This is a genomic window from Neptuniibacter sp. QD72_48 (assembly GCF_047778065.1).
GTDB lineage: Bacteria > Pseudomonadota > Gammaproteobacteria > Pseudomonadales > Balneatricaceae > Neptuniibacter.
In genome coordinates, this window is sequence record NZ_CP180547.1 from 1,870,149 (window position 1) to 1,896,562 (window position 26,414).

The following is a 26,414-nucleotide window of genomic DNA, read 5'->3' on the forward strand; positions in this document are numbered from 1 at the left end:
CTATTTCTTACTGGATTTAGGTGCGATAGGTGTGTTTCCCCAACCAATCATAGGTTTACCCTGGTTGCGCTCTACCTCTTCTGGTAATTCTCTATCATCGAATAACCATTCTGATATAAAACCTGAATCTGCATTATCCGCTTCAGAAACATGATCTGCGCCTTCATTATTAGAGTCACTGAAATCAATATATGGCAGTTCTAGTTCATCATCGTGATTATCGGTCTGGGTGAATGATTGCCCAATTAGATCACCCGCGCTTGGAGCATTACCTTTAGTGAAAGCAATATCCCTAGCGGCGACAGTGCCTTCTGATTTGATCTGCTCGATACCTGGAACATTCTCAGCGGCCATCATGTTATTAAGTAATTGATGGCCACTTAAGGCAAGGTGTGCAACCTCAGTTCCATGCAGTTCATCTGCAGCCAGAATGGTTGTACGGAAGTCTTCGGATTCATCATGATTATCAGGGAGTAGACGAATACCGGTACTCAAATGCTCGGCCATCAATTCTGAATGTTCAGTTGTATCATGATCGAAGCCAAGTAGATGGCCGATTTCGTGAGAGACAACACTGAGTAGATCCATTGATTGGGCTGCTTCTTCATTACCAATGGCGCGTAATGAGCTATCAGATGTTTTAATGATGAATTCACTATCATCATCGGGAGTACTATCGATGAACCAGCCAAAGCCTGCCGCATTGATGTCGATCACAATGGTATTAGCCCCTTGAGCTTCACCGAGTGTATTGCCTTCTAGGTCTTCGATACGGACATCAATAGTTTGTAGTGTTTCAAGCTGTGCATTAGTGAGACTTCCAGTGTCTATCCAACGACTAATCGCTTCATCTACGATTGGCGTTAACTGCTCTTCGGTAACAATGTCTGCGTCGTCAATGGATTTTGGCGCACTGTGCTTAGCTTCCATTCTATTGTCATCATCCAAAATGGTGATCACAGCCTGATTATCAGGGAGTTCTATTCCGTTTGGATTACTGAAGTTAACAGTGAACGTCTCATCACTTTCCCTAGTTTTATCACTGTTAATTCGTAAGCTGATGGTGGCACTGGTTTGCCCTGCAGCGAATGTTAGTGTGCCAGAAGCTGCTTGATAGTCATTGTCAGCAAGTGTTGCGGTACCGTCTGCAGTGCTCCAGTTGACACTAACAGATTCAGTAGGCGCTGAAGTAAGGTTAACTGTTAGACTTACATTCTGATGTTTTTTACTGCCTTCAATTACTGATACGTCACTGACTGTTAATTCAGGCGTGCTGGTTGCTGGTTGATCGTCGTTTGTAATGGTAATCACCCCTGAACTATCACCAATTACAACGCCAGAAGCGTCGGATAGCTCTACAGTGAAGTATTCATCACTCTCTTCGTTAGTATCACCATAAACTTGAACCGTAATATCAGCACTGGTTTCACCGGCCAAGAAGGTTAGCGTTCCAGAGGTCGCTTGATAGTCTCCATCGCCTAATGTCGCGGTTCCATCTACGGTACTGTAATTGACGGTAACAGTTTCGGTTAGCGCTTCAGAAAGGCTGACCTTTAGGATCGCAGCAGTTGCGCCACTGTTCCCTTCTATTAGCTCGACGTCACTGATAGTGAGTTCTGGTTGAACTGGCTGTTCAAGCTCAGGGTCATCGGTGCGTACAACCACATCATCGAATGTAGTTTCGCCATTTTTACTGTACAGACCAAAGCGACCATCCAATACTTGGGCGTTGAATGCAAAGTCTACCCTGGCAATATCGTATTCAGATCCAGCTTCGCTAAGCGTTGCGGTGACTGTCAGGCCTTTGAATGAGAGATCGATATCATAATCATCGCCAGCTTGAAGATCGCCAGAAACTTCATAGCTATCATCAACGACCCAACCATTCGCTTCTGTGTGGTGACCTACAACCAGAGCATTACCATCTACATCCAGAGCGACAAATTTGAAATCATTCTCGCCGTAGTAATCGAAGATGATACCACCATTAGTTTCGGTATTTAGTGTTGCTGCTAGTTCTAGAACAGAAGAAACATCAAAACCGTTGCTGAGTCCGAGATCAACCAAGCTGATGACATGCTCATTAGTATCTGCAGTTCCTGTATAGGTGCCGTTAACGACGGTCCAGTTGGCTGGATCGACTGGTTCGAATGTTAAGTTATTGGTACCAGCATTAAATTCTTCAGTGACTTCGAATGTAATCTCTGGTGGTAACACCTGAACCGCCACATTATCGAATGTGCCCTTCGCATTATCAGAACCTACACCAACCAAACCATTGTTTAATCCGTATACAAAACCATCAGGATCAACTCTTGGATCAAAGGTATGAGTAAAGTACTCGCTGCCATTAACAACCAAGGTTGCGGTTGTGCCGTTGATTGCGAGGAGTAAGTTGTAGTTACGATCAGGTTTTACTTGTACCGGAGATTGAACATCTACAATCCAGCCATCCGCGGTACGGTGCCCCATTTCGAATTTGTCGTTAGAGACGTTGATACCAGCAAATTTGAAGTCTTCTGGGCCTTGATAATCAAAGATTAGATAAGCATTCGCTTTCCAGCCCCCTGTTGGCTTCTCGGTACTTACAGTGGCTGCTATTTCAAAGTAACTTGGTAGTGCATCATCGATATAGAAGACACTGACTGCATCACCACCGAGTGATTCGGCAGAAACACTCAAACTACCTGATTGCACCTCAAAACTACCACTATCAGTGAAGAAGCCTTGTGACTGGCTATTTAAACCGTCATTAAAGTCGGCACTTCGGAGTACATCACGACGGCCGCCTGGAATGTTGCCTGGTTGCGGATCAGTTGGACCGCCGGTCTGATCTTGCCATAGGCCGTGATCTTTCTGAGTGATTAGACCCATTTCTCCGTAAGGTTCAGCCTGTAGGTGCGCCACGTTACTATATCTGCTGGTGGAGTTTTGAGTGCCGACATCGGCTGTACGGGTGATATCCGCTCCATCACTTGCTGCTTGCGCCCACAGGAAGTCATACAAGTGCGGCGGAACTTGACGACTTACCGTAGCGATACCAAATGGCGCGAACGGTACAATATAGGAGTTATATTCGCCTACCCAATCGATTAAGCGATCACCACCGGTATTACCGATAAGAATATCGAGACCTGCACCACCAAAGACTCGATCTTCATAAACGATATGGGTATCAGGTGCATCATTCAGACCATTGGTTTGATCATAGCTTGTACCTGAACCGCCGGTTACATCATCGGCGTTCATAAGGTCATTACCCCAACCACCGTAGATATGGTCACGACCTGTACCGCCGACAATCCAGTCATTACCTAGATCACCAAATAGAACATCATCACCGTCGCTTTCATGATCTACTAGATCACCGATTGGTGTGCCATTTGGAGCGAACTCAATGTAACCGGCTTCTGTTGCACCTTCGTTATCCATTGCATTTAGGAAGTAATGTCTTAAACCATCAGGGCTTACAGCATCATCTTTCCAAACGCTGTCATCATGATTGAACAAGATTAGACGACGTGGATCGTATTCATCGTATAGATAGAATTCACCCAATCTGCTTTGTACAGGTTTAGGTGCATTCCATGGGTCTGTGTCATCACCGAACAACAAGATGTCATTAGGATTATAAGGTCGACTGAAATCAGTTCGGATTAGATAATCGATTTCAAGGTTATCATCGATCACAGGCGCGTAGGACTCAGGTAGCGCCTCAGCACCACTCATCGCATCATCACCTGCACCACCATGGATAAAGTCTTTTCCTAGACCACCGAAGATGATGTCATCCGCAAAGATTGGATTGAAGAATGGATCATCAATACCTGGAGCTAGATCAAAAGGGGTTAGATCGACTGATTTTTTCAATTCGAACTCAATGTTGATAGTTTCTGTCTGTACTTGTCCTGGTGTGTAGATGAATTCATTAAGTACGTCGCCCTGACTAGTACGCGTATCAGGATCTCGGTCTAGCAGCAGTTCTACACCGTAAAGGGTTTCTTCTCTGCCTTCTGTAGCGGTATTACGGCTGGTAAAGATGCGACCATCATCACCGAGAATACCATCGATACCTGTGCCACCGGAGATCCAATCAAATCCCCAGCCACCAATGATGTCGTCGTCATCGGCATCACCGAAGGCGATATCGTTACCGCCACCGAGGTAGATAAAGTCATCGCCAGTGCCACCATGGATCTCATCATTTCCACCAATATCCACTTTTGCGTAGATACTGGCATGAACTGAATCGCCAAACATTTCACGGTATGCAGGATCGCCTAGGTCTTCTAACTCGAATAGTTCAGGTTTGAAGTCAGCACCGCCAGGTGTGTAATCAAGTAGGCGCACACCGCGAACAATAATGCGTTCATCACCACGGTCTTCGCTGCCTTCAAAGTTCTGATCGTAAGCGTATTCTAGATAATCTTTTCCTTGGGTGTTTACATCAATTCCATCGACACCTACGAGCCTGATGATGTCGCCGTTATCACCCACAATAGTATCTGAATCACGGCTATGGCGACTTTCATTAGTGGTACCATCAGTCAGTTCAGTAAAGTCTCCATTCTCATCGATATTAAAGCCGTTGTTTCTATCGATTTGTGTGCCGGCTCCGCCGAAGATCATATCGCCTTTATCTGGACGGTGATCTGGAGTAACTAGGCTGAAGTGAGTTGAAGAACCACCAACAAGGTCATCTTGACCTAAGCCACCGAAGATAACGTCTTTACCGCCACCACCTTCGATATAATCTTCTCCGTCACTAGCAAGCTCTGTGCTAGCGATAACGGTGAGTGGGCCTACTGGGTCTTCCGCTCCCATTCTTTCTCTTGCAGCGCCAATATGGGCATCTGCAGCAACAGCACTATCGATAGAACCATCACCTTGGATAATATCGTGGCCGAGTTGACCGAAGATGGTGTCATGCCCTGCACCACCGGCAATATAATCATTACCGAAGCTACCGACGCCTTCTAATCCTGAATCGATGGCAAAGTTATGATATTCAGCGTAATCGATCTCATATTCAGCCCACCATTGTGGACCATTAGGATCACGGTAATCTCGAAGTAAGCCATCCGTTAATAAGCGGCCAGAGGATTCACCACTCAATGGTGTTTGACCCGCACCATCGCCGTAAGCATAGAGAGGATCGACTCCATCAGGAAGGTCACGGTCAGTACGAGCGTAAATCAAAGTGCCCGCAAGAGTCTGGAAGCGTGCATTAAGAATATCGTCCAGTAGATCTCCGTCGATCACTACGCCATCATCACCGGCCATACGGGTGAGGCTTACCATATCACCAAAGATCAGATCATCGCCCTCGCGACCATCAATCATGTCGTGACCAGAGCCACCAATTAGTACATCGGCAATGGATGTACCGTAGATAATGTCATCTGCGCCGTTTTGCGGTGACAGTGCGTTAATTTCTAGCACTGTATTTAGTTCAGTGGTCTGAATTTTCTGCAATAGCGGTAAAACACCTGCTGGTATTGGTACCAGTGCGTCCAGATCAGGTTCATTTGGGTCATGGACAAACTGTACAACCTCACCATGGTCACCAAATATAATATTCTGGCTATCAATAATTCCTGCATCTATGCCATCGACACGGCCATCACCTTGCAATGTGTCCTGACCTGCGATCAAGTTGTCACTGACAGGATATGGGATTTTTACAGGGGCAAAGGTTTGATCACTAGAACCAAGGTTTGGATTGATAGAAGGTGCAGGATTGTTATCGCTCGTTGTTATATCTAGGGCTCTGGTAAAGATGTTGACGTTAATACCACTGTCGCCGTAAATATGATCGACACCGCGCTGGCCCAAGATAGTATCGTTGCCCGAACCGCCTGCTAGATGATCACCTGCTTGGCTACCGATTATTAGATCGTTACCTGCACCACCGTAGGCAGTAAAGCCAACGGTTGGCATATCCTGATCAGAAACACCGGCAAATAGCTGCGAAGCATCGATGATATCGTGACCTGCAAAGTTGTAAGGGTTAGCGAGTGGGAATACCCATTCGTTATCCTCGTTCTGACCATCTGGTAAGTGTGGGAACATATCAAATGGTTTATCACCAAACTCTTGGCCTAGTCGATCGAACGAGTGTCCGGAATACCAAACACCGTCTTGGCTGGTATCACCGTAGATTACGAGAGGACTATCTGGACCTGCTCCACCGGAAACAATAAAGTGATCGCCGCCGATCTCTGAACCAACATCGGTTGTTATGTCTGTTCGAGTGATTGTGACGGTAGTGGATTCAAGCGCGCATTCATGAATCGCAGCGCCCTGGAGGTACATTTGATGAGTAGTGACACTTGCTACGGTGAAGCCCCCTGCTATGCCCTCTAAGTAAATAACCTGACCTGCTTCAAATCCATCATCAATCCAACTGCCACCATCTGAGCGTACTAGGCGATCTACGATTAATTCGACCTGTTCGACTCCGGTTACAGTTGTTTCAGCGACCGATAGATGTAGATTGATATCACTAATGGTACCGCCAGCAAATGATGCTCCCGATAGGATCATTGCTGAGCCCGTACCCCAAGTTGCGAATTGCTCGCCTGGGTTGAGGCTTTCATCTGCGTCAGCAAAACCTAAGACTTCGCGGGTTTCACCTTCACTTCCTACCTGAATTAACTGACCTATTGTATAGCCATCATCCTGCCAGCTACGGCCATCGAGGCGAGTTAAGATGTTATCGCCATCAACGGTTGTTGCGTCGTAGTCACCTATAGTTTCGACGAATAGGTTACCGCCACCATGAAGGGTTGTGAGGCTTCCGTGCGGGCCTTGCACCCAAATCAGCTCTTCACGGCTTTGCTCTGTTGCAAGCTCTTCACCGAGAAGTGTCATGTTGGAACCATCTATATCCAATACTCGGTATTGAACTGCCGAATCAAAGCCTCCTAGTGAGATCAGGTGACCTTCTAAGAAACCATTATCTTCCCAGTTTTGGCCGTCCTGTCGGGTAAGAACGCCACCTTCATTATTGCCTGCAACATCAAGCACGAGCGATTCGATCACCAAAGCATCAACTGCAGTTAGACGAATGTCACTTGTGCCATCGAATAGCGGTACTGGTGTGGCACCTGAAAGGACAAGGATCGAATTATCATTTGGATCTGTAATTTCAACCGTGCCAACGCCACCAGGTGCTGTAACTGTTTGAGACGCATCTAGCACTTCAACTACGGTCCAGCTACCGACATAACCATCAATAGTGACTTCTTGCCCAGGTAAGAAACCTTGTGCTTTCCAGTCATAACCCGCAAGGGTAATCGTGCCGCCGCCGTTGATTAGATCAGGCTCTGAGGTAAAGGCGTTTTCAGCAGAAACAAAGGCTGTTGGGTTAAGCGTACCGGTAACTTCTAAACGGTCATTACCTTCGCCGAGCATTAGATTGAATACTTCGATGCTGCTTTCGGAATCGTTGGTACCGAAGCCTTCGGATCCGAGATTGATCTTACCGAAGCTAATACCACCTGGAACAACGATATTTCCACCGCCTGAACCTTCACCGAAGGTTGGGCCACTGACTGGACCGAAATCAAGATCCTCTGCCATACCGAAACCTTGTAGAGTGGTTTCTGTCAGAATTCCGATTGTATCGGCTTGGCTGGAATCATTAAAGATGTTCAATACATCGATCTGCTGACTTTCTGGAGGCTGAGCACCAATCGCAATCAAGAAGTCGTCTGTTTCACCCGGTAGTTTGATACCGTTTGTGAGCGAGCGATCAGCACCTGTTGGTCCACCTTCAACCGCCAATGGGCCTCTGAGTTTAGATAGAAGATGGTTTGAAACTGGGAAGATTTTCACGCCTTCGCGTGTTGGTGGTACGGTGTAATCATCATCCGTTTGCAGCTCTACAGTTTGCATATTGTAGTAATCTGCATCAGTGAATGTTGCTAACGGTGCAATTCTTACAACGGTCACATTATCAGTTACACCATCGCCTAACCAAGTTGCGTCTAGGTCTGATTCAACGTCATCTATGGTCACGTGGATCAGTTGCAGCTTGCTATCCTGACCGTCGTTGTCGCCACGAATCAGCTGAACTTTGGCTTCTACATCAGCCTCGACACCATTGGTGTCACTGATACGCACCCACATGCCTTCTAAGAAGCCTTCGGATAACCAGCCTGCTTGCTCGCCTTCCAAGCCTCTATCTAAGAACTGGCCTGGGAAGAAGTCAAGATTGGTCTCTTCGCCAAAGCTTACCTCGCCAGAGTAGATAAAGGCTTCAGCGAGATCAGAAAGCACAATTGGGTCGGCTGATTCACCTGGAGTACCCCAGGTTCCTGTTGTAGTTAATGTAAGCGTTTGACCATCTTCAGAGACTGAGAGTACTTCATAATCGCCATCGTTAGCGCTGCCACCAATTCTGATGGACTGGCCGGCTACAGGGATTAAGTGACTAATAGCAGTGGCGTCGACGGAAGTACCATCTTCTGTCCATGCGCCCATCGCTGTAAGAGTAATGGTTGTTGCACTAACAGAGAGAATTTCATAATTACCGTTGTTGTTTGAGAAGCCCCCTGCACCTGTGGCATCAATAGCAATGGTTTGTCCTGCGGCAAAACCATCGGCAGCAAAGTCGCCTGCAGCTCTTGATAAGGTTAGGTTTGTTCCATCATCGCTAAAGGTAACAATATCGTTAAACAGCTCCTCAGCATCGAAGCTGGCACCGTAGAAGCCTTCATCAGCAAAGTTACCAAAGTCTGAGCCTGTGCCTCTTGTCAGTGTGAGATTGGTACCATCATTACCAAAGATGATATGACCATTAAAGATCTGATTAGCCTGCAATCCACCAATGGCTGCGTAATCTTCCGGTGTAATAGCTACTCCGTCGATTTCGATTACATCGGCTAAACCATCAGTGAGTACAGCAACTTGGACTTCGCCTGTAGGTGCACGGGTTAGGCGGAGTTCATAAGTATCGGTTTCACCGCTACCTGCTGGAATATCGCGGATTAATTGAGTTGAACCGCCGCTTTCGATCACTACAGCCCCTGAGGTTTCGTTATCGTAAACTTCAACATCAAGAAGCTGCAGTCCAGAACGTAAGTTCGGGAAGATGTAATCAGCATCGGTTGTGTCATCGTTACGTTCAAACTCTACGACAGCAAGCTGGAGATCTTCTCTGACGTAATCATCGCGTGCCTCAATGCCAATATTAATAGCATCATTCCAATCAGGGTCTACTACACCATCAACAAATGTGAAGGTTGCTTGACCAATAATTACGCGGTCATTGACTGCGTCATAGACAGGGTCGGTAAATAGCTCGAGGCGGCTATCAGCATCAGGATTGGTGAATTTGATTGCTTTATCGGCGAAATCATTCAGTACAATATCAACCACCACTTCACTGCCAGGTGCTGGTTGCATCGCTAGTTGTAGTCGAATTTGATCGTTAAGTTGAGTCGTTGCATCGCCTTCAACCACGATTGTTTGACCGTCTACCAAGCCGTTTTCATCGATCTCTGTAATCAGTACTCCCGGAGTATCGTTATCAAGCACAGTCACTTCGACATTGCGGACATCGGCCGCATCGTAGATATCAACGTTAGAGATCACAGAGTGCTGGATGACAACAACGCGATCACCTTCAGAGCGTTGGTCATCTGGTGCAAACATATAAACGGACTGTTCAAGGTTCCAGTTTGTGTGATCGAAGGTTAGTACGACCGCTCTGTTATCAACCTGAGTAAGTACACCATTGATCATCACAGAGCGTTGGAAATCAGCGTCAGTGACTAGTGCGCCTGGATCGGTAGTAGATAGCCAGATGCTATCGCCAAGGGCATCTACTAATGGATCTGGGTTAAGATCGTAAGGCTGTCCAGTTGAAGGATCGATTGTTCTCTCTTCTTGAGTAGAGCGAGCTGCGGATACTGTTACATAAACGACCTCACCGGCTGCTAGCTCTTCTGAGAGTCTTACGGTGTAGAAGTCACTGAATTGATCCGCTTCTAGAAGTTCTTCTCGAACGATGCTTTGACCGGAGCTTGTATCACCTGCAGCCTCTTCATTAATGACGACTAGACCTTCAAGTGCGGTAGATACGTTGTAGTCGAAGCCATCAACCACAAGACCGTTGTAGAGAGGATCGTCGGAAGATACTAGATGATCAACCGCACCGGAAACACCTTCAAGTTCGCGGGTTACAATATCTTCGACAACATCGCCGCCAACATTGATGGTGTCAGAGCCTAAGCCACCGATTACCCGGTAAGCGACACCAAATGCAGTGGATTGAACGAAGAACTCGTCATCGCCTTCAAGACCGTCAACTTCAACTACCTCAATAGTGGAGTAACGAACATTTAGGCCTGCACCGTAGATACCATCTTTGGTGATGGCTATGTCATCTGGGAATTCAGTACCGAGGATGACCAGTTTATCGAAGCCTGCACCGCCTTCTACAGAAACTGGTGCGTTAATGTTGTATCGCACCTCATCCTGACCGCCACCTGCTCTGATATCAGGCGCTTGAGCCACAGAGAAGCCTAATCCGATCTGAGGTGTGGCAACGCCCTCTTCATCCAGAACGATAACATCATCGGTTGGATCTTCAGTCAGTAGAAGATCAAGGAAGTTAATGCCACCATCCCCGTTAACATCAAAGACTGGATTGCCGCCGCCATCCGTTGGTAAAGCAGCTTCAAGTGCGACGCCATTGTCCAATTGAGCAAAGGTGATCACGCCATCTTGAAGATCTTGAAGAATCTGAGCACCGGCTTCAAGGTCAGCTTTATCTATGACACCGCTATTATCGAAGTCAAAGTCGACTGTAGCAGCTAATGCAAAGGCACGAACGATAAATAGATCATTATCATCATCGCCCTCTAAACGGAGTTCAGCTTGGTTAGAGTAGACGCGGAACTCATCGTTGCCGCTACCACCTTGTGCTACCAGTGGTGCTGTTGCGCCAGCAGATAACCAGCCTCTTGTAGTTGCGACTAAATCTGGGAATACATCTTGCTCGAGCAAGTTACCGTCAGCAGTATCACGTTGCGCACCGAAGATCTGGCCGATTTGGAATTGATCATCGCCAGCACCGCCGTCGATAGAGGTAATCACTGTAGTATCATCAACGAAGAAGGCATCATTACCGCCTCTGCCTTCAACCAGTAAGCGACCATTCAAACCGGTGTCATAGTTGATACGTTGAACTTCATCACTATCTTCGTTGTTTTGAATAACATCGCCGTATTCGGCTAGATTTCCGTGCAAGATGGCAACATATCCCGGACGATCTGTTGTTTCGTTTGGAAGGAAGGCTGCTGCACGCATCAAGAAGATATCGTCAGTCGCGTAAGCATCTCCATTTGTGTCAGAACCGCTATTAGGGCTATCGAAGCCAAAGATACTTAGCTCGTCTACGCCATCATTCTCAGCGCCTGTATCCAATACATTGATGACGTAATTACGTTCATCTTCACCGTTACTGCCCAGAGAGTGAACTTCGTAGTAATCAGTACCTGCCTGACCGTCGAGCGTTAACGTGTGCTCTGCATCAGATACAGTATTTGGTCCAGTGGTGGTTGAAGTGTCTTGTAAGAAGTAGACCACCATCCGGTCTTCGCCATCTGCGAATAGTGAATCTAGATCCGCACTACCGTGAACACGAGTCTTAGAACCAAGGAAAATATAGCCATTATCGCCCTGCTCAGTATCACCGCTAGCACCTGAGAGATCTCCGAATTGAATGTAATCCGAGTCAACGTTGCCCCAGATATTGGTGAGATAAACGGGTGCAGTAAAGGTTGGAATTGCTGTACCAACAGGATCACCGGAAGTAACATCCGCTCCGGCAATGATTCGGCCCCTTAGGGTCATGTTGGTACCATAAGTGGCATCAGCATTGTTATGATCACCGAAGATGTCGATAGTTTCTTTGGCTAGAATCTCACTATTTTGATGAAGATCGACATTGTCACCGACTAATAGAAGTACTGAGCCTCCTTCTGCAAAGATCTGGCCATTTAGAATGCTACGTGGTGCATCTGGATCTAAACCCGGTAAACGGCTGACACTTTCAGCAAAACGTGCAGTACCTGATTCTAGTAGGATCAGATGCTCATCTAAATCGGCAGATTCTCTCACCGTTAGACGAATATCACCTGTATAGGTATGGGCTAGAACAAGACTCAAATCGCCGTCTGTTTCAGTGAGGTAGATATTATCGGTTGCTTCTAGACCAACATCGTCTACGTTTGCAGCTGAGTCAATTCGGGAATTGATTTCCACATCATTGGAGCTACTACCGATATCAGAATCGGTGCCATTAGCGTCCAGATCAATTGTTTGACCTAGGATATTGGCTGCCGTATCACCTGCTCCGCCGTTTCTTGCATCTCTGATTGAGCCATCAGTTGTTCTGAGTGATACATTTTCGTCACTGTGAACTGTATCTAACTCTAGTGGACCCGTTAGTTCATCGATATAGATGCCGCCATTGAACGGCGCATTTATATCGAAGGCATTAAGCACGCCGTTACCGTTATTGCGATCAACATTGATCTCTAAGAAATCATCTTCTGTGCCTATTCCACCAAATAGTGGTGCTGGGGTTTCATCAGTGATTACACCGGAGTTGAGTGTAATATTTACGCCAGAAACATCGACTGTTGTAGCCGCACCTGAATCGGTATCGGCATCGATGATTCTTGCACCGGAATTTAGCGTGACATCATCTTCGGTCGAATGGATGTGGCCAACCAACATATCACCGATCAGCTCATCCGCAATGATTTCACCATTAGTGGTTAAGAATATCTGAGGTGTACCATCTGGCGGTGTACCACCACTCCAATCAACATCAGTATTGATTATGAAGTCGATTGTTGTATCAGGAGTGACATCAACAGTGACATTGGAGCCGTATGGTGCGCCGGTGATCGAAGTGGTTCGATAAGTTCGGTTTTCTGCTCCGGTATAGCCGTCATTACTATCAACATGGCCAATATCTATATCATCACCAGCGCGTACTTCCGTGAAGGTATAGACTGAATCCACTTCAGAGTGGCCTGTGCCATAGGTCTGGCGAACCCAGTTATATAGGGATTCTCCCTCAACATCTGGACTGAAGTGATCCCAGTAAATACCACTACGGCCGTCAGGATCGAACAGACCTGGAGGATCGTAAGTGCTGACATTTACACCATCGATAGGCGCCCAATCATCACCGGCTCTGGAGTCATTGATAATCACATCGACGTCATCGCCTGCGGTAATCCGGTGGATGGTTATATCGAGACTGTCGGTTTCGGCTGGGTCTTGAGAACGATCATGCAAGGTAATATCCAATACGGTGTCACTACCGGCATCTGCTTCGAGATGAATCTCTTCAAGTGCTGGAGTTACATCGTTACTGGTGGCATGGATAATTCTGACCAATTCCACCATTAATGGCGTGCGGCCATCACTGGCATTCTGATTACCTATATCGCCACTAGCATCGACATCAAGCGTATTGGTTCTGATTAAGCCTTCATCGAAAATAGCCGTTGGAAGTACGCCTTGTTGAACTACCAAATCACGTTCATCAACCCTGATATCCCCGCGTTGGTTCTCAATTACAGTATCACCGATAACATTATCAATGCCTCCTAAGAGCATGATATCGCTATCATTATTATTTCCAGCTATGCGGTTTCTGATTTCAACTAAGGTTCTAGGGTAAGTGATATCTAGATCGAATTCGAAGGTATCGCCTGGTGTTACTGGGTCTAAGGATACGTTGTTTACAGAAGCTGGATTAAAGCGGATATCGTCCACTTTAATATCTACGGCAGCCGATCCATCATGGGTATCTATATGGTTTATAACGAGGTCATATTCAGAATCATTGATGATTCTGACACTGTCCCAAGTACGCTGACTTTCTACTAATCCACTATTACCCCAGATAATGCCATCAGTTCCGTTCACGTGGTTGGCAAAGAAGGTTAATTTACCGGCTTCGTTGTAGATAATGTCGTCGAGGATAACTTGGTTATTTGCAGCGCTAAGTGTGTTGCCAACGACCTTGCCGGTATTGCTACCCAAGAACTCAATATTGGTCAAGCTAACAATGACACCGTTTTCATCGATAACCAGCTCTGGATTAGGTTCTCCGAGCAATACTACATGAGACTCCCAGAATATATGGCGATCAGGCGTACTATTAACCGTATCATTTGCTTCAATATCTACGCTTAATACATTGAAGCAAACTTCTAAATCATCGACACCGATACAAACCTCAAGGTCAGGTAGTAAACCGGTATCAGTTGTCGCATCAGCTGTTATCGTAGCAATATTTTCTGAGTTAACATTAATATCTTTAGCTTTTAAGAATGAACCATCACGACCACTAACGCGGGTTAAGCTATTGTAGGTAGAACTTGAGTTAGCGTGAACATCAACAGGAATCGGGTTGAAGACAGAGGCTATAGCACTGATAAAGTTAGCCAATCCATTGTTATAGTCATTGTATCTAGCGGTAGCATCGGCATGCATTTGGGTATTGTCATGACGTGCTTCAACAACGATATTGCTATTGCTGATAATTGAAGAGCCGTTATGTAGGATTGTTTCGACAAGATCCCAAGATTGGATATGCGCATCGGCGGTTGAATCGGCAACAGGATAAGCTTTGGTATCTGACTCTGTATAAACGTTTGCGGACCATTCTTTGACTAATCCGCCGTTATCGATAACTACATCCCCTGTAATGTTATCGATTTGGGTTTGACTGCCAGCGCGTGCAGCCACGGCGACATTATTTGCTTCAATGTCTGAATTACCCGTCAATATTACTTGATTGAGTACTGGATCAATTGCAGAGCCTATGGTGATTGATCCATCTGCATCAGCAAAGCCTGCTACAGCCGTAGCATCCGCGTTTGCGGTAACATCTGCATTTAAACCAGTACGAGATTCAACTAGTACAGTTCGGTTTGCCTTGATGGTCGCGTCAGAAGTTAGGATTACATCGTGATTAACGACAATGTCAGCATCAGCATCTGAATCAGTTACCAAACCAAATGAACCATCGGTTTCAGCAAGTGCTGTTAATGTTTGCATGCTGGTTGCGAGTATTTGAACATCACGCTGCGCGATGATAGAACCAGAACCTATATCAGTAAGGACATGACTATCAGATGTAACGGTTGCATCGGTGTTACCAATGACAATGCCTCCTGCAGCGTTATTTGTAGCTGTAGCATTTGCATTAGTATTTCCACTGGCCTCTATTACAACATCATGTCCACGGAGAATACTGGACTCGATTAATGCTTGAACTGTTGGATTAGATTGGGCAGTAGCATCAGTGTTACCCACAGAAACGAGCCCAATGCCAGTACCTGTAGAGTCAGCTTTAATATTGTTACCACTATGCGTTGCTCTTAGCGTGAGGTTATTACCTGATTCAACATAACCGTTACCAGTAATTACCTGAATAGTTGGGTTAGCAATAGCATATGTATCTAGTCCATCTATTGTGATGCCCGCCCCACTGGCTGAATCAGCTTCTGCTAAAGATACGGCATTGGACTGAGCTGTTAATGTAACGTTACCTGAAGCAGTAATATTGCCCGAGCCAAATTCAGCAATAACTGTTGGATTAACTCTTGTTGTTGCTACAGATGAACCAGCGGTGATCGCACCGAAATTAGCGGATGATACAACCGCGTTCGCGTTATCAGATGATGATGACTGAACAGTTACTGTGGATGCCCCTGCTACACCATAGGTTGTTGGTAGTCCGTCAATATCTAATCCAGCAACGGTAGTACCTACACTGCCAAGAAGTTTGGCAGAAGTATCGCCATAAATATTGGCAGTTGGACTAGAGCTTGAAACTGAAACCACACCCCCACTGAAAACACCCGCATTTGCTATGGCGTTATTTGTTGAGGTCGCGTTTACGTTAACAGATGAGCCAGGAATTGTTATTAAAGAACCAGAACCAATGATGGCTTCAGTATCCGCTGCATTTGTAATTTCTGCTATTGCATCGGTTTTGTTGCCTGCACCAAGTCCGACGGTCAATACATCTGCAGTTGCGAACGCATCATTATCAGAGGTAGCCGTTACAGAAAGTGAACTTGCATCAATAACATCTGCGTTCATCTCTGCTTTGGTACCACCGCCTACTTTTGCGGTTGGCACTGACAAGCCAACTGCAATTAAACCACCGCCCGCTGAATCAGAATTAGCGAAAGCATTATTGTTAGAGGTCGCTACAAATGTAATTGAGCCGTTAACATCCAGAACATTACTACCAGTACCGCCTGTCGCATTGACATCGGCTGCACTCGTTACTTCAGCATAAGCAGAAGCTGTTGTAACAGTAAATCCACCAAGCCCTGCAGTAACCACATCGACATCTGCCGTATTATCACCATCAGCCTTAACCAATAGCGAATTAGAAGTTACCGAACCATCCATATCAGCTATGACTGCACCGCCTACTTTTGCTGTCGCGCCAATAACAGATGCAGTAAACAATCCGCCGGCTAAAGAAACGGTGTTAGCAATTGCCTTGTTTTGTTGTCCTTGAAGAAGCGCTTCTACTTTTACTGCTCCAGTAGTCCATATAGTTGCTGTAGAACCTACTTTCGCTTCTACATCTGCATCACTAGTGATTATCGCAGTAGCTTGAGCACCATTGCCTCCAGCGAGGCTCAAGGAGCCCACCGTAACAGTTGCAAGAGCAATATTTTCACCTAATGCTTTAACATCAAGAGTAGATGCTGCACTACCGACAATATCACCATCAAACTGTGCTAAGACGCCTCCGCCTACGGTTGCAGATGGCAACATCACAGAAATTGAAATCACACCGACTGTAGCGCTATTAGCGACACCTTCTGCTTTGTTATAACCAGTGGCAATAACGTCGATATTGGCTGCTGGTACGGTCAATTGAGCGGTAGAACCGACAGTTGCTTCAACATCAGCATCAGAGGTGATCTCTGCAACTGAACTCGCACCTGCTCCGCTAAACAAACCTAAAGAGATGGTGAGCGCATCTGCATCCGCATAGTTATTACCGGTAGCGAGGACATTTAGCGTATTAGCATCGAAAACATCACCATCCATTTCGGCAATGACCGCGCCGCCAATACGGGCTGCTAATTCACCACCGGCTATAGAAACCAAACCACCAGAAGCAAGATCTGAACTGGAGATCGCATCGTTATCTCCGGTAGCTTTTACATTTAAAGCATTAGTTGTTGTAAGTGATGCGGTAGAGCCTACAGATGCTATGACATCAGCATCAGACGTAATCTCAGCTACAACACCACTACCGGCACCACCAAAGGCACCGAATCCGCCTGCTAATGTATGTGCTTCGGCAAGGTTACGACCCACCGCTTCGATTGTGATTGAAGAAGAACCAGTAATATCACCATCGACATCAGCGATAACTGCTCCACCGACATGCGCAGTGGCCAGCATGACTGAAACACCTGCCAATACACCAGCAGCTCCACCTGCAGCGGTTGCAGTTGCTCGGTTCATTGCGCCTTGCAAACGTGCATCAACGACAACCGCGCCTGTTGCTGCGATAGAAGCGGCTGAACCCATTCTCGCTTCTACGTCTGCATCTGCCGTGATACTAGAAATCGCTTGAGCACCCGCACCACCACCAAGTGATACACTGGCAACCGTAGTTGAAGCATCTGCGATGTTTTGACCGAGAGCTTTAACGTCTAAGGTAGCTAACGAGCCACCGGTAGTTTGACCATCAAATTGAGCTAACACGCCGCCGCCAACATGGGCTTCTGGAAGCATGACAGAGATAGAAATCACACCACCACTGCCGCCAACTGCCGTACCAACTGCATGATTATATCCTGTGGCTAGCACATCAATATTGGCATTAGGTGTATTGAACTGAGCGGAAGAACCAACTTTGGCTTGTACGTCTGCGTCAGAACTGATTTCCGCTATAGCGCTAGCTCCAGCTCCGCTAAAGAGACCAATGGATATGGCCAGAGCATCAGAGAGTGCAACATTATTACCCGTAGCTTGTACAAGCACCGTATTGGCGTCGTTAACATCACCATTCATCTCAGCGATGACTGCACCACCAACCCGAGCAGCCAATTCGCCGCCCGCAATAGAAACAGCACCACCCGAAGCTAAATCAGAGCTTGATATTGCATCGTTATCGCCAGTTGCTCTGACGGTTAAGGTGTTAGTGGTTGTTAACGATGCTGTTGAGCCGACAGATGCAATCACATCGGCAAACTCTGTAACCTCTGCAACTACACCACTACCTGCACCGCCGAAGCCACCAAAACCACCTGCCAAGGTATGTGCCTCTGCAAGATTGCGTCCTACAGCTTCGATCGTAATTGAAGATGAATTCGTGATATCGCCATCAACATCAGCGATAACAGCACCGCCGACCTCAGCAGTTGCTAGCATGATTGAAGCTGCGCCTAGAGCACCTGCAGCTCCACCTGCAGCGGTTGCAGTTGCTCGGTTCATTGCGCCTTGCAAGCGGGCATCAACGACAACCGTGCCTGTTGCTGCGATAGATGCGGCTGAACCCATGCTCGTTTCTACATCAGCATCTGCCGTGATACTAGCAATCGCTTGCGCACCTGCACCGCCACCCAGCGATACACTGGCTACCGTAGTTGATGCATCTGCGATATTTTGGCCAAGGGCTTTAATATCTAAGGTAGATATCGAGCCACCGGTAGTCTGACCATCAAATTGAGCTAACACGCCGCCGCCAACAATGGCTTCTGGAAGCATGACAGAGATGGAAATTACGCCACCACTGCCACCAACCGCAGTACCTACTGCATGATTGTAGCCTGTTGCGAGCACATCAATATTAGCGTTCGGTGTATTGAACTGAGCAGATGAGCCTACTTTGGCTTGTACGTCTGCGTCGGAAGTGATTTCTGCTTTGGCGCTTGCACCAGCTCCACTGAATAGACCGAGGGAGATGGCTAAAGCATCTGCCAAAGCAACATTGCTACCGTCGGCTTTAACCAGAACAGTGTTAGCATCATTCACATCGCCATTCATCTCTGCGATGACTGCACCACCTACTCGGGCAACTAATTCACCACCGGCAATTGAAACTGCACCGCCAGATGCTAGATCAGAACTGGATATAGCATCGTTATCTCCAGTTGCTCTGACGGTTAAGGTACTAGTGGTTGTTAACGATGCTGTTGAGCCAACCGATGCTATGACATCGGCAAACTCTGTAACCTCTGCAACTACACCACTACCGGCACCCGCAAAAGCACCAAAACCTCCGGCCAAGGTATGGGCTTCGGCTAGATTACGACCAACCGCTTCAATAGTGATTGAAGATGAACTTGTTACATCACCATCTACATCCGCAATAACTGCGCCACCGACCTCAGCGGTAGCCAACATTACAGAAACACCTGCTAATGCACCACCGACAGCACCAAGAGCCGTCGCCGTTGCAAGATTCATATTGCCTTGCAAACGTGCATCTACGACGACTGCACCAGTCGTTGCCACTGCGGCTGCCGAACCAATACGAGCTTCTACATCAGCATCGGAGCTGATTTCAGCGATAGCTTTAGCACCAGCACCCCCGAGTAATGAAATATTACCTACGGTGGTGTGAGCATTAGCCCAATTATCACCTAGGGCTTTAACATTAAGTAAAGACGCTGCCCCGCCAATAATGTCACCACTAAACTCAGCTAAAACACCGCCACCGACGATCGCCTCTGGGAGCATTACGTTGATCGATAGACCGCCAATACCACCGCCTACCGCGCTGGCTTGTGCCTCATTGCTACCAGTAGCTAAGACGTTGATCGCTGCACCGGGAACGGTAATCTGCGAAGTTGAGCCTACTTTAGCTTGGACATCTGCATCTGATGTGATTTCAGCGAATGCATCCGCACCAGAACCGCTTGCGATACCCACAGAGATCGCCAAAGCATCAGCTTTTGCATAGTTATCACCGGTGGCGATAACATCGACTGCAGTCGCATTGAAGAGATCGCCATTCAGTTCAGCAATAACAGCGCCTGCAACGGTTGCTCCTAATGCAGAGCCAGAAACGGCAACTGTACCGCCAGAGCCTGCATCGGAGTTACTGAGTGCGTCATCATCACCTGTCGCAGTCACTGAAACTGCTCCGGTGGTTGTAATGGAGGATGTAGAACCTATTCTGGAGACAACATCTGCTGTATCGCTAATTTCAGAAACTGTACCTGTACCGGATGCACCAAAGCCTGCACCGATAGCAACTGCCAATGTATCTGCTTGAGCTAGGTTTCTGCCTGAAGCGGTTACGGTGACAGAATCAGAAGCCAAAACGTCACCATTAAGTTCGGCTTTAACACCTCCTTCGACATAGGCTTCAGCTAGCATGACAGCTAAACCACCCAACTGTCCGCCTGCTCCGCCTAATGCTTTGGCGGTTGCGAGATTGTTGTTACCAATATGATGAGCATCCAACAGAATTTCATCGGCGGTAAGAGTTACATCGGCTCCGATCACGGCTTCAACATCGGCGGTTTCATTGATAATCGCGAGTACATCAGCGCCGGAACCGCCTATACCTACAACAGATAGTGATAATACCAAGGCTTCAGCTTCCGCCTTATTAGATGCGGTCGCAACAACATCAATATCACCTGCAATTACAATAACCTGACCGTCCATGCCCGCTAAGGTCCTGCCACCGACTTCTGCAGTTGGTAGTGATACATCAACCGCTAACACACCGAGAGTCAGTGCTGAACCTAAGGTATCTGATATGGCGGTTCGACTGGCTGTCGCATCAACGACTAGATCGCCACTACCGGTCACTGTAACTGTTGTTGGATTACCTAATGATAGTTCGCCCACTCGAGTGCCGATGAACGCTTCAGTATTACTAAGCACTTGTGAGGTGGCGCTGGTAACACCCACTGCGGCACCCGCGGCATCTAAAGCAATGGTTATCGTTTCAGAAGTAGCAACCTCTGTACTGGCAGCTGTAATAGAGATGTCTGAAGCGGTAACTAAACTGCTCTCACCAATGTAAGCAAGAGTATTACCTTGGATGATCGCTTCGGTGATGGTAACAGCGACAGTTATGCCAGTACCTAAACCAAAATTAAGAGGCGCTGCAGTGGCCATAAATGTTGAATTGGCATCAATATTTAGTGGCCCGCCGGTCAACACAACATTGGTGCTACCTAATGGAACCGTTCCTGCTCGTCCGCCGATATAAGCTTCAGTCGTCCGATCCACTGTGGCTGATACTATTGCTCCAGAACCTGCTCCACCAAGAGATAAAGCTACAGAAGTGACATCAGGTAAAGCACTGGCAATAGAATCAGCTGTTATATCCATTGCACTGGCGGTGACGGTCATTGCACCATCTGCATAAGCCCGAGTTGCACCACCAACACTGGCATTACCGTTAACAACGGAAACTCCGGCTGTTGTTGAAGCTGCAAGGCCAAAAGAAGTGGCATTAGCGATATGACTACTGTCTGCATCTATCTGAACCAAATTGCCTGCGGCAGTTAAAGTTGAATTCCGAGCATATGCTTCAACATCACTGTCGATATCCGTGATGGCCGAAGCACCTGCGCCCGCGAGGCCTCCGAGGGCGACGGAAACTGAAACAACTGAACTGTTGGCATCAATTTCTTGAGTCGCATCTGAATCGATCAGGATAGTACCAGCACCCAATGCGGTAACAGAGCTATCTTCTACTGCCGCTATCACGGTATTCGTAATGTAGTTCTCAGCCAGTGAAACACCAACGGAGGTACCTAATGCCCCCACCGATACGGCGAACGCAATAACATCGGCCTGAGCGTCGGAGATATCGTTAGCTGAGATAACGACATTACCTGCGGAAGTTATATTCGATCCATTGCTGACTCGTGAACTAACCATTGCATTCGAGGTGTTCCGTGCAAAGCCTCCAGCGCCTGCGCCTGCAAAGCCGATTGAGATTGAAACAGAGACCGCAACAGAGGCAACAAATGCATCCAGATCAGATTCAGATTGAGCTAGTAAGGTGACGGTTCCAGCTTCAGAGGTTACATCTGAGTTATCTATTTCTGCTCGGGTAATGCTGTTATTGGTATTTTCAGAAGTTGCTGCAGATACCCCTACAGCCACACCTACATAGGAACCGCTAACCGAGAGTGTTACCGCTGCTGCATCTGAAGTCACAAACAGATCATCGACAGCGGTAACAATCACATCGCCACCTGCCTCAATGAAATGAGATCCGCTTGCATCCTCAATATAGGATTCGACCAAGCCGTCGACGGTATTTTCGGTTACAGCCGCACTAATACCGGCCGCTAGTGAGAAGCTACCTGATACGGCTACAGTAACAGAGGCAGCAACACCTAAAACATCGACGTTTGCTTCAGATTCCGCCTCGACAGTTAAGCTGCCTCCGATATCAACCGAAGAGTTTTCGATGCCTGCCCGAACAGTGCCGCTATAGGTATTACTTGCAACAGAGGTAGACAAGCCAACTGATATAGCCACACCACCCGATGCACCCACTGCAACGCTAGCTGAAACAACATCTGTATCAATATTAGTGACATCTTTCGCGCGAACCGTTAGGTCCCCTGGCGCATTAAAAGTACTGTTATTGGTGATCAGCGATTCCGTAAGGTTTGCGGCATTCACTGTCGCAACTGCCACACCTACCGATGCAGAAAACGCAAACGCACTGCTTGCTGAAACACTAAGGGCTGCACCGACTGAGAATGTAGTTACATCGCTATCAGAACGGGCCGACAAAATAGTTGGAGCAGCAGACGTTAAGTCGATGTCAGAGCCTGAGATAATGGATTGAACAGATGTATCGAAATCGACAGTAGATACTGCAACGGCACCAGACAATGATACGGAAATATTTGCACTTGCAGCTACGCTCGCTGCTACAGCGACGGTCAAGGTATCTAAGAGTACTCGATCTTCTGCAGTCACGGAGAGCGTGCTCGCATCAATATCACTATCGATGACGCTAGCAGCAATCGTATTACTCATGTTGCTGGTCACTGAAGCACCGCTACCTGCTCCTGATAGAGAGAAGTTGCCGCTTGCAGTAACGGATAAAGCCGCTGAAATACCTTTTGTTGTGACAGTTGCCCTATCTCCTCCTAAGAAAGATTGGGCATTAACGGTGACATTATCCGCATCTATTGTAGAGCCTTGAATTGTGGCTAATAAATCATTGGTTACATTGACGGTTGCTAAGCTCACAGAGATCGATACGTCGATCGCTGCAGTTGATGATGCCGCAACCCCAATGGTGGCAGATACAACCAGCGTATCCACTTCACTAATATCTATTGCTTCAACTAAGACATCATCAGCAGAGGTTATGGTGGATGGGTTTATTACTGCTTCTGTGGTGCCACCAACGTTGGCAACGGATTCTACGACTGCGAAACTAACACCTACCGCTGCAGAAGAACCTGCGGCTAACGAAAGTGTTGCAGCAACAGCTTTGGTTTCTATATCAGTATCGTTAAATGCCAGTACTGAAACTGTATTAGGATCTGTGATCGCTGAACTTCTAATGCTCGCAGAGGTTACCGTGTTCGAATTTAGCGTCGCTAACGTAACCGAGCCAGATACAGTGACTGCAGCTGTACCACTAGCAGACGCTCCGATCGATGCTGCTACCGCTAAGGTGTCGATGGTGAGTTCATTGGTGGCCATCACTACTACATCAGTCGCATTATTAATGGTTGCAGTATCAATAGTGGCTTCGACAGTATTGGCTAGCGTATTGGTAACTGCACTACCAGAACCGGACGCCCCGACGCTAACGGTACCACCACCGCCAACCGAAACAGAGGCAGCTACCGCATTGGCATCTACTGAGCCATCTGCAAGCGCTGATACATCAACTGTGCCGTTGGCAGTAATAAGCGATCCATCATCAATTGCCGCTCTTAAGTTTGTATTGATGTCGTTATCCGCAATAGATACCGCAATTGCCGCTGATATTGCAGCACTACCGCCACTGCTAATGGCTAAACCGATTGAGGCAGCAACTACCGTAGAGGTAACAGAGGAGCTATCTTCAGCATGAACGCTTAAGCCGTTGGTGCTGGTAACAATACTGCTACTGATTCGAGCTGCCACAGTATTGTTCAGAGTATTCAAAGATGATGCGCCCGCACCTGCACCCGTGATCGCAATATCACCTGCAGCTAAAGATAAACTAGCTGCCACACCCGTAGAGAGAATCGACAGCTGCGTATCAGTACCAACTGTTATGCTGCCGCCATTCACTGTTGAGTTGATAATGCCTGATTCTGTTACGCCACTGAGACTATTGGTAGCTAATACAACTGACACACCTAGAGCAAAGGCTGCTGTGCTACCGACTGCGACTGAAGCTGATGCAGAAACCACCTCTGAATCTAGAGATGATGTATCTACCGCATCCACACTAACCGCACCTGTTGCATTTACAGTGCTATTTTCAATGACCGCTCTTGAAACACCGCTATGAATATTGTCTGCCGCTGCACCCGCGCCAGCGACTGTACCTGCCACATCACCCGAAGCACCAACAGTGACAGTAACTGCAACTGTGGTGACATTCATCTGTAACGATGAGGTGAGATCTATATCAAGAATGCCGCTACTAGTGACATCAGAATTAAGCACTCCTGCGGTCACTGCTGTACCCACATTGTTGAGGGCGACAGCTGCTGATGCATCTAAGCCAAAGGCGATTGAACCACTGGTTGCGGTAACACCTACACCAATCGATGTGCTAATTGCATCAATCAAACTACTGTTAGTAGCGCTAATAGTGACATTACTGGCATCAACAACCGCACTGTTTTGAATTACTGCTTCGACAGCGCCATTGACTGTATTAGTAACAACCGCAACAGTGACAGATGCTCCAACAGCGATATTACCGCTACTGGCATTTACACTTAAACTTGCTGCTAACCCTAAGGTTTCAATTGTTCCTGCTGAATCGGCATTGAGTATCAGATCCCCGCCAGTTGATAGACTGCTGTTATCGATTAACGCTCTGGTTTGTGTAGAAATGACATTATCTGCTGTAGCTACGGTGACATTTAAAGTGATGGCACCATCACTACTGCCTGTGACCGAAGCGCTTGCCGCAGCGACATCGGCATAGATCTCTGCTGCATTAGAGGCATCAATATCAGTATTGCCACCAATCGTTGCATCAGCACCATTTACTAATCCTGCCTCGATAATATTGCTGATGGTGTTCTGGCTGCCTGCGCCACTACCCGTTCCACTGAGTGAATAGGAACCACTAATGGTCACGCTGATGGCTGCTGATACTGCGACAGCGTCTATTGATGTATTGGATTCAGCATCTATATCCAATGCTGAAGCAGTGAGTATTGAGTTAGAAATTAGGGCTCTAGTTGTATTATTAATTTCATTGTTGGCATTAGTGGCTGTGATATTTAAGCCACCCGAACTGCCAGATCCACTGACAGCGGCATTGATGCTAGCTGCCACTATGTCGGCTGTAATAGATGAGTTATCGATAGCTGATAAAACGAGTGATCCAGCTAGATCTACAACTGAACCTCCCTCGATCATCGCTTCAACTGTACTGTCTATATCATTGAAAGCTAAGGAAACGTCTGCAGAGAAACTTGCGGATGTACCATTCGACGAAGAACTAATTCCTACCGATGCAGATACCGCTATGGCTTCAATACTCGCTTCTGAAAGCGCTGAAACCGTAGCGCCTGCAGAACTGCTGGTTAGGCTTATATCATTGATCGCAGCTCTGGCTGTATTGCTTATATCATTATCAGCCACAGCTACACCGATACTGCCAGATACAGAGGTATTATCAGAACTTATCGCCAAACTGAATGAAGCTGCCGCTGCATCAGCAACGATTAACGATTGATCCGTTGCTATAACTGATACAGGGCCAGCCACCGTAATTGTCGCGCCTGAGTCAGCTACATCTTCAATTTCTGCAATGGCACTATTGCTGATGGTATTAAAGGTTAAAGCACCGGTTGCAGCAGCACTGATAGCATTATTATCACTAGACTGTGTGACCGATAACGCAACACCAAAGGCCAGAGTATCTATTTCAGAAGCCGTTAAAGCTTCAACAGAAAGCGCACCACCTGCATTTACTGAAGTCGAAGACAGAATTGCCTCTGTAGAGACATCGATCTCATTCACCGCGACCGAAACACCTAAGCCGACCCCAGCCTGAGAACCGCTACCACTACCGACGCTGATCGATACGGCTGCTGAACCTGCTGTAGCAGTAACAATACTTGTATCAGACGCATACAGGCTGACATCACCCGTTGCCACGATACTGCTAGGGTTGATAACAGCGCTGATATCACCAGTAATAAAGTTACCGG

At 47.1% G+C, this 26,414-nt stretch carries 1 protein-coding gene (only partly in view); it reads right to left on the reverse strand.

From position 1 onward, the window contains the following. Window positions 1-26,414 carry the 3' portion of a Calx-beta domain-containing protein gene (locus ACMXYX_RS08420; RefSeq protein ID WP_415906818.1) on the reverse strand. The gene runs 9,004 nt beyond the window's last position, so only the last 26,414 of its 35,418 coding nucleotides appear in the window; its start codon lies beyond the right edge, outside the window; it ends in the stop codon at window positions 1-3.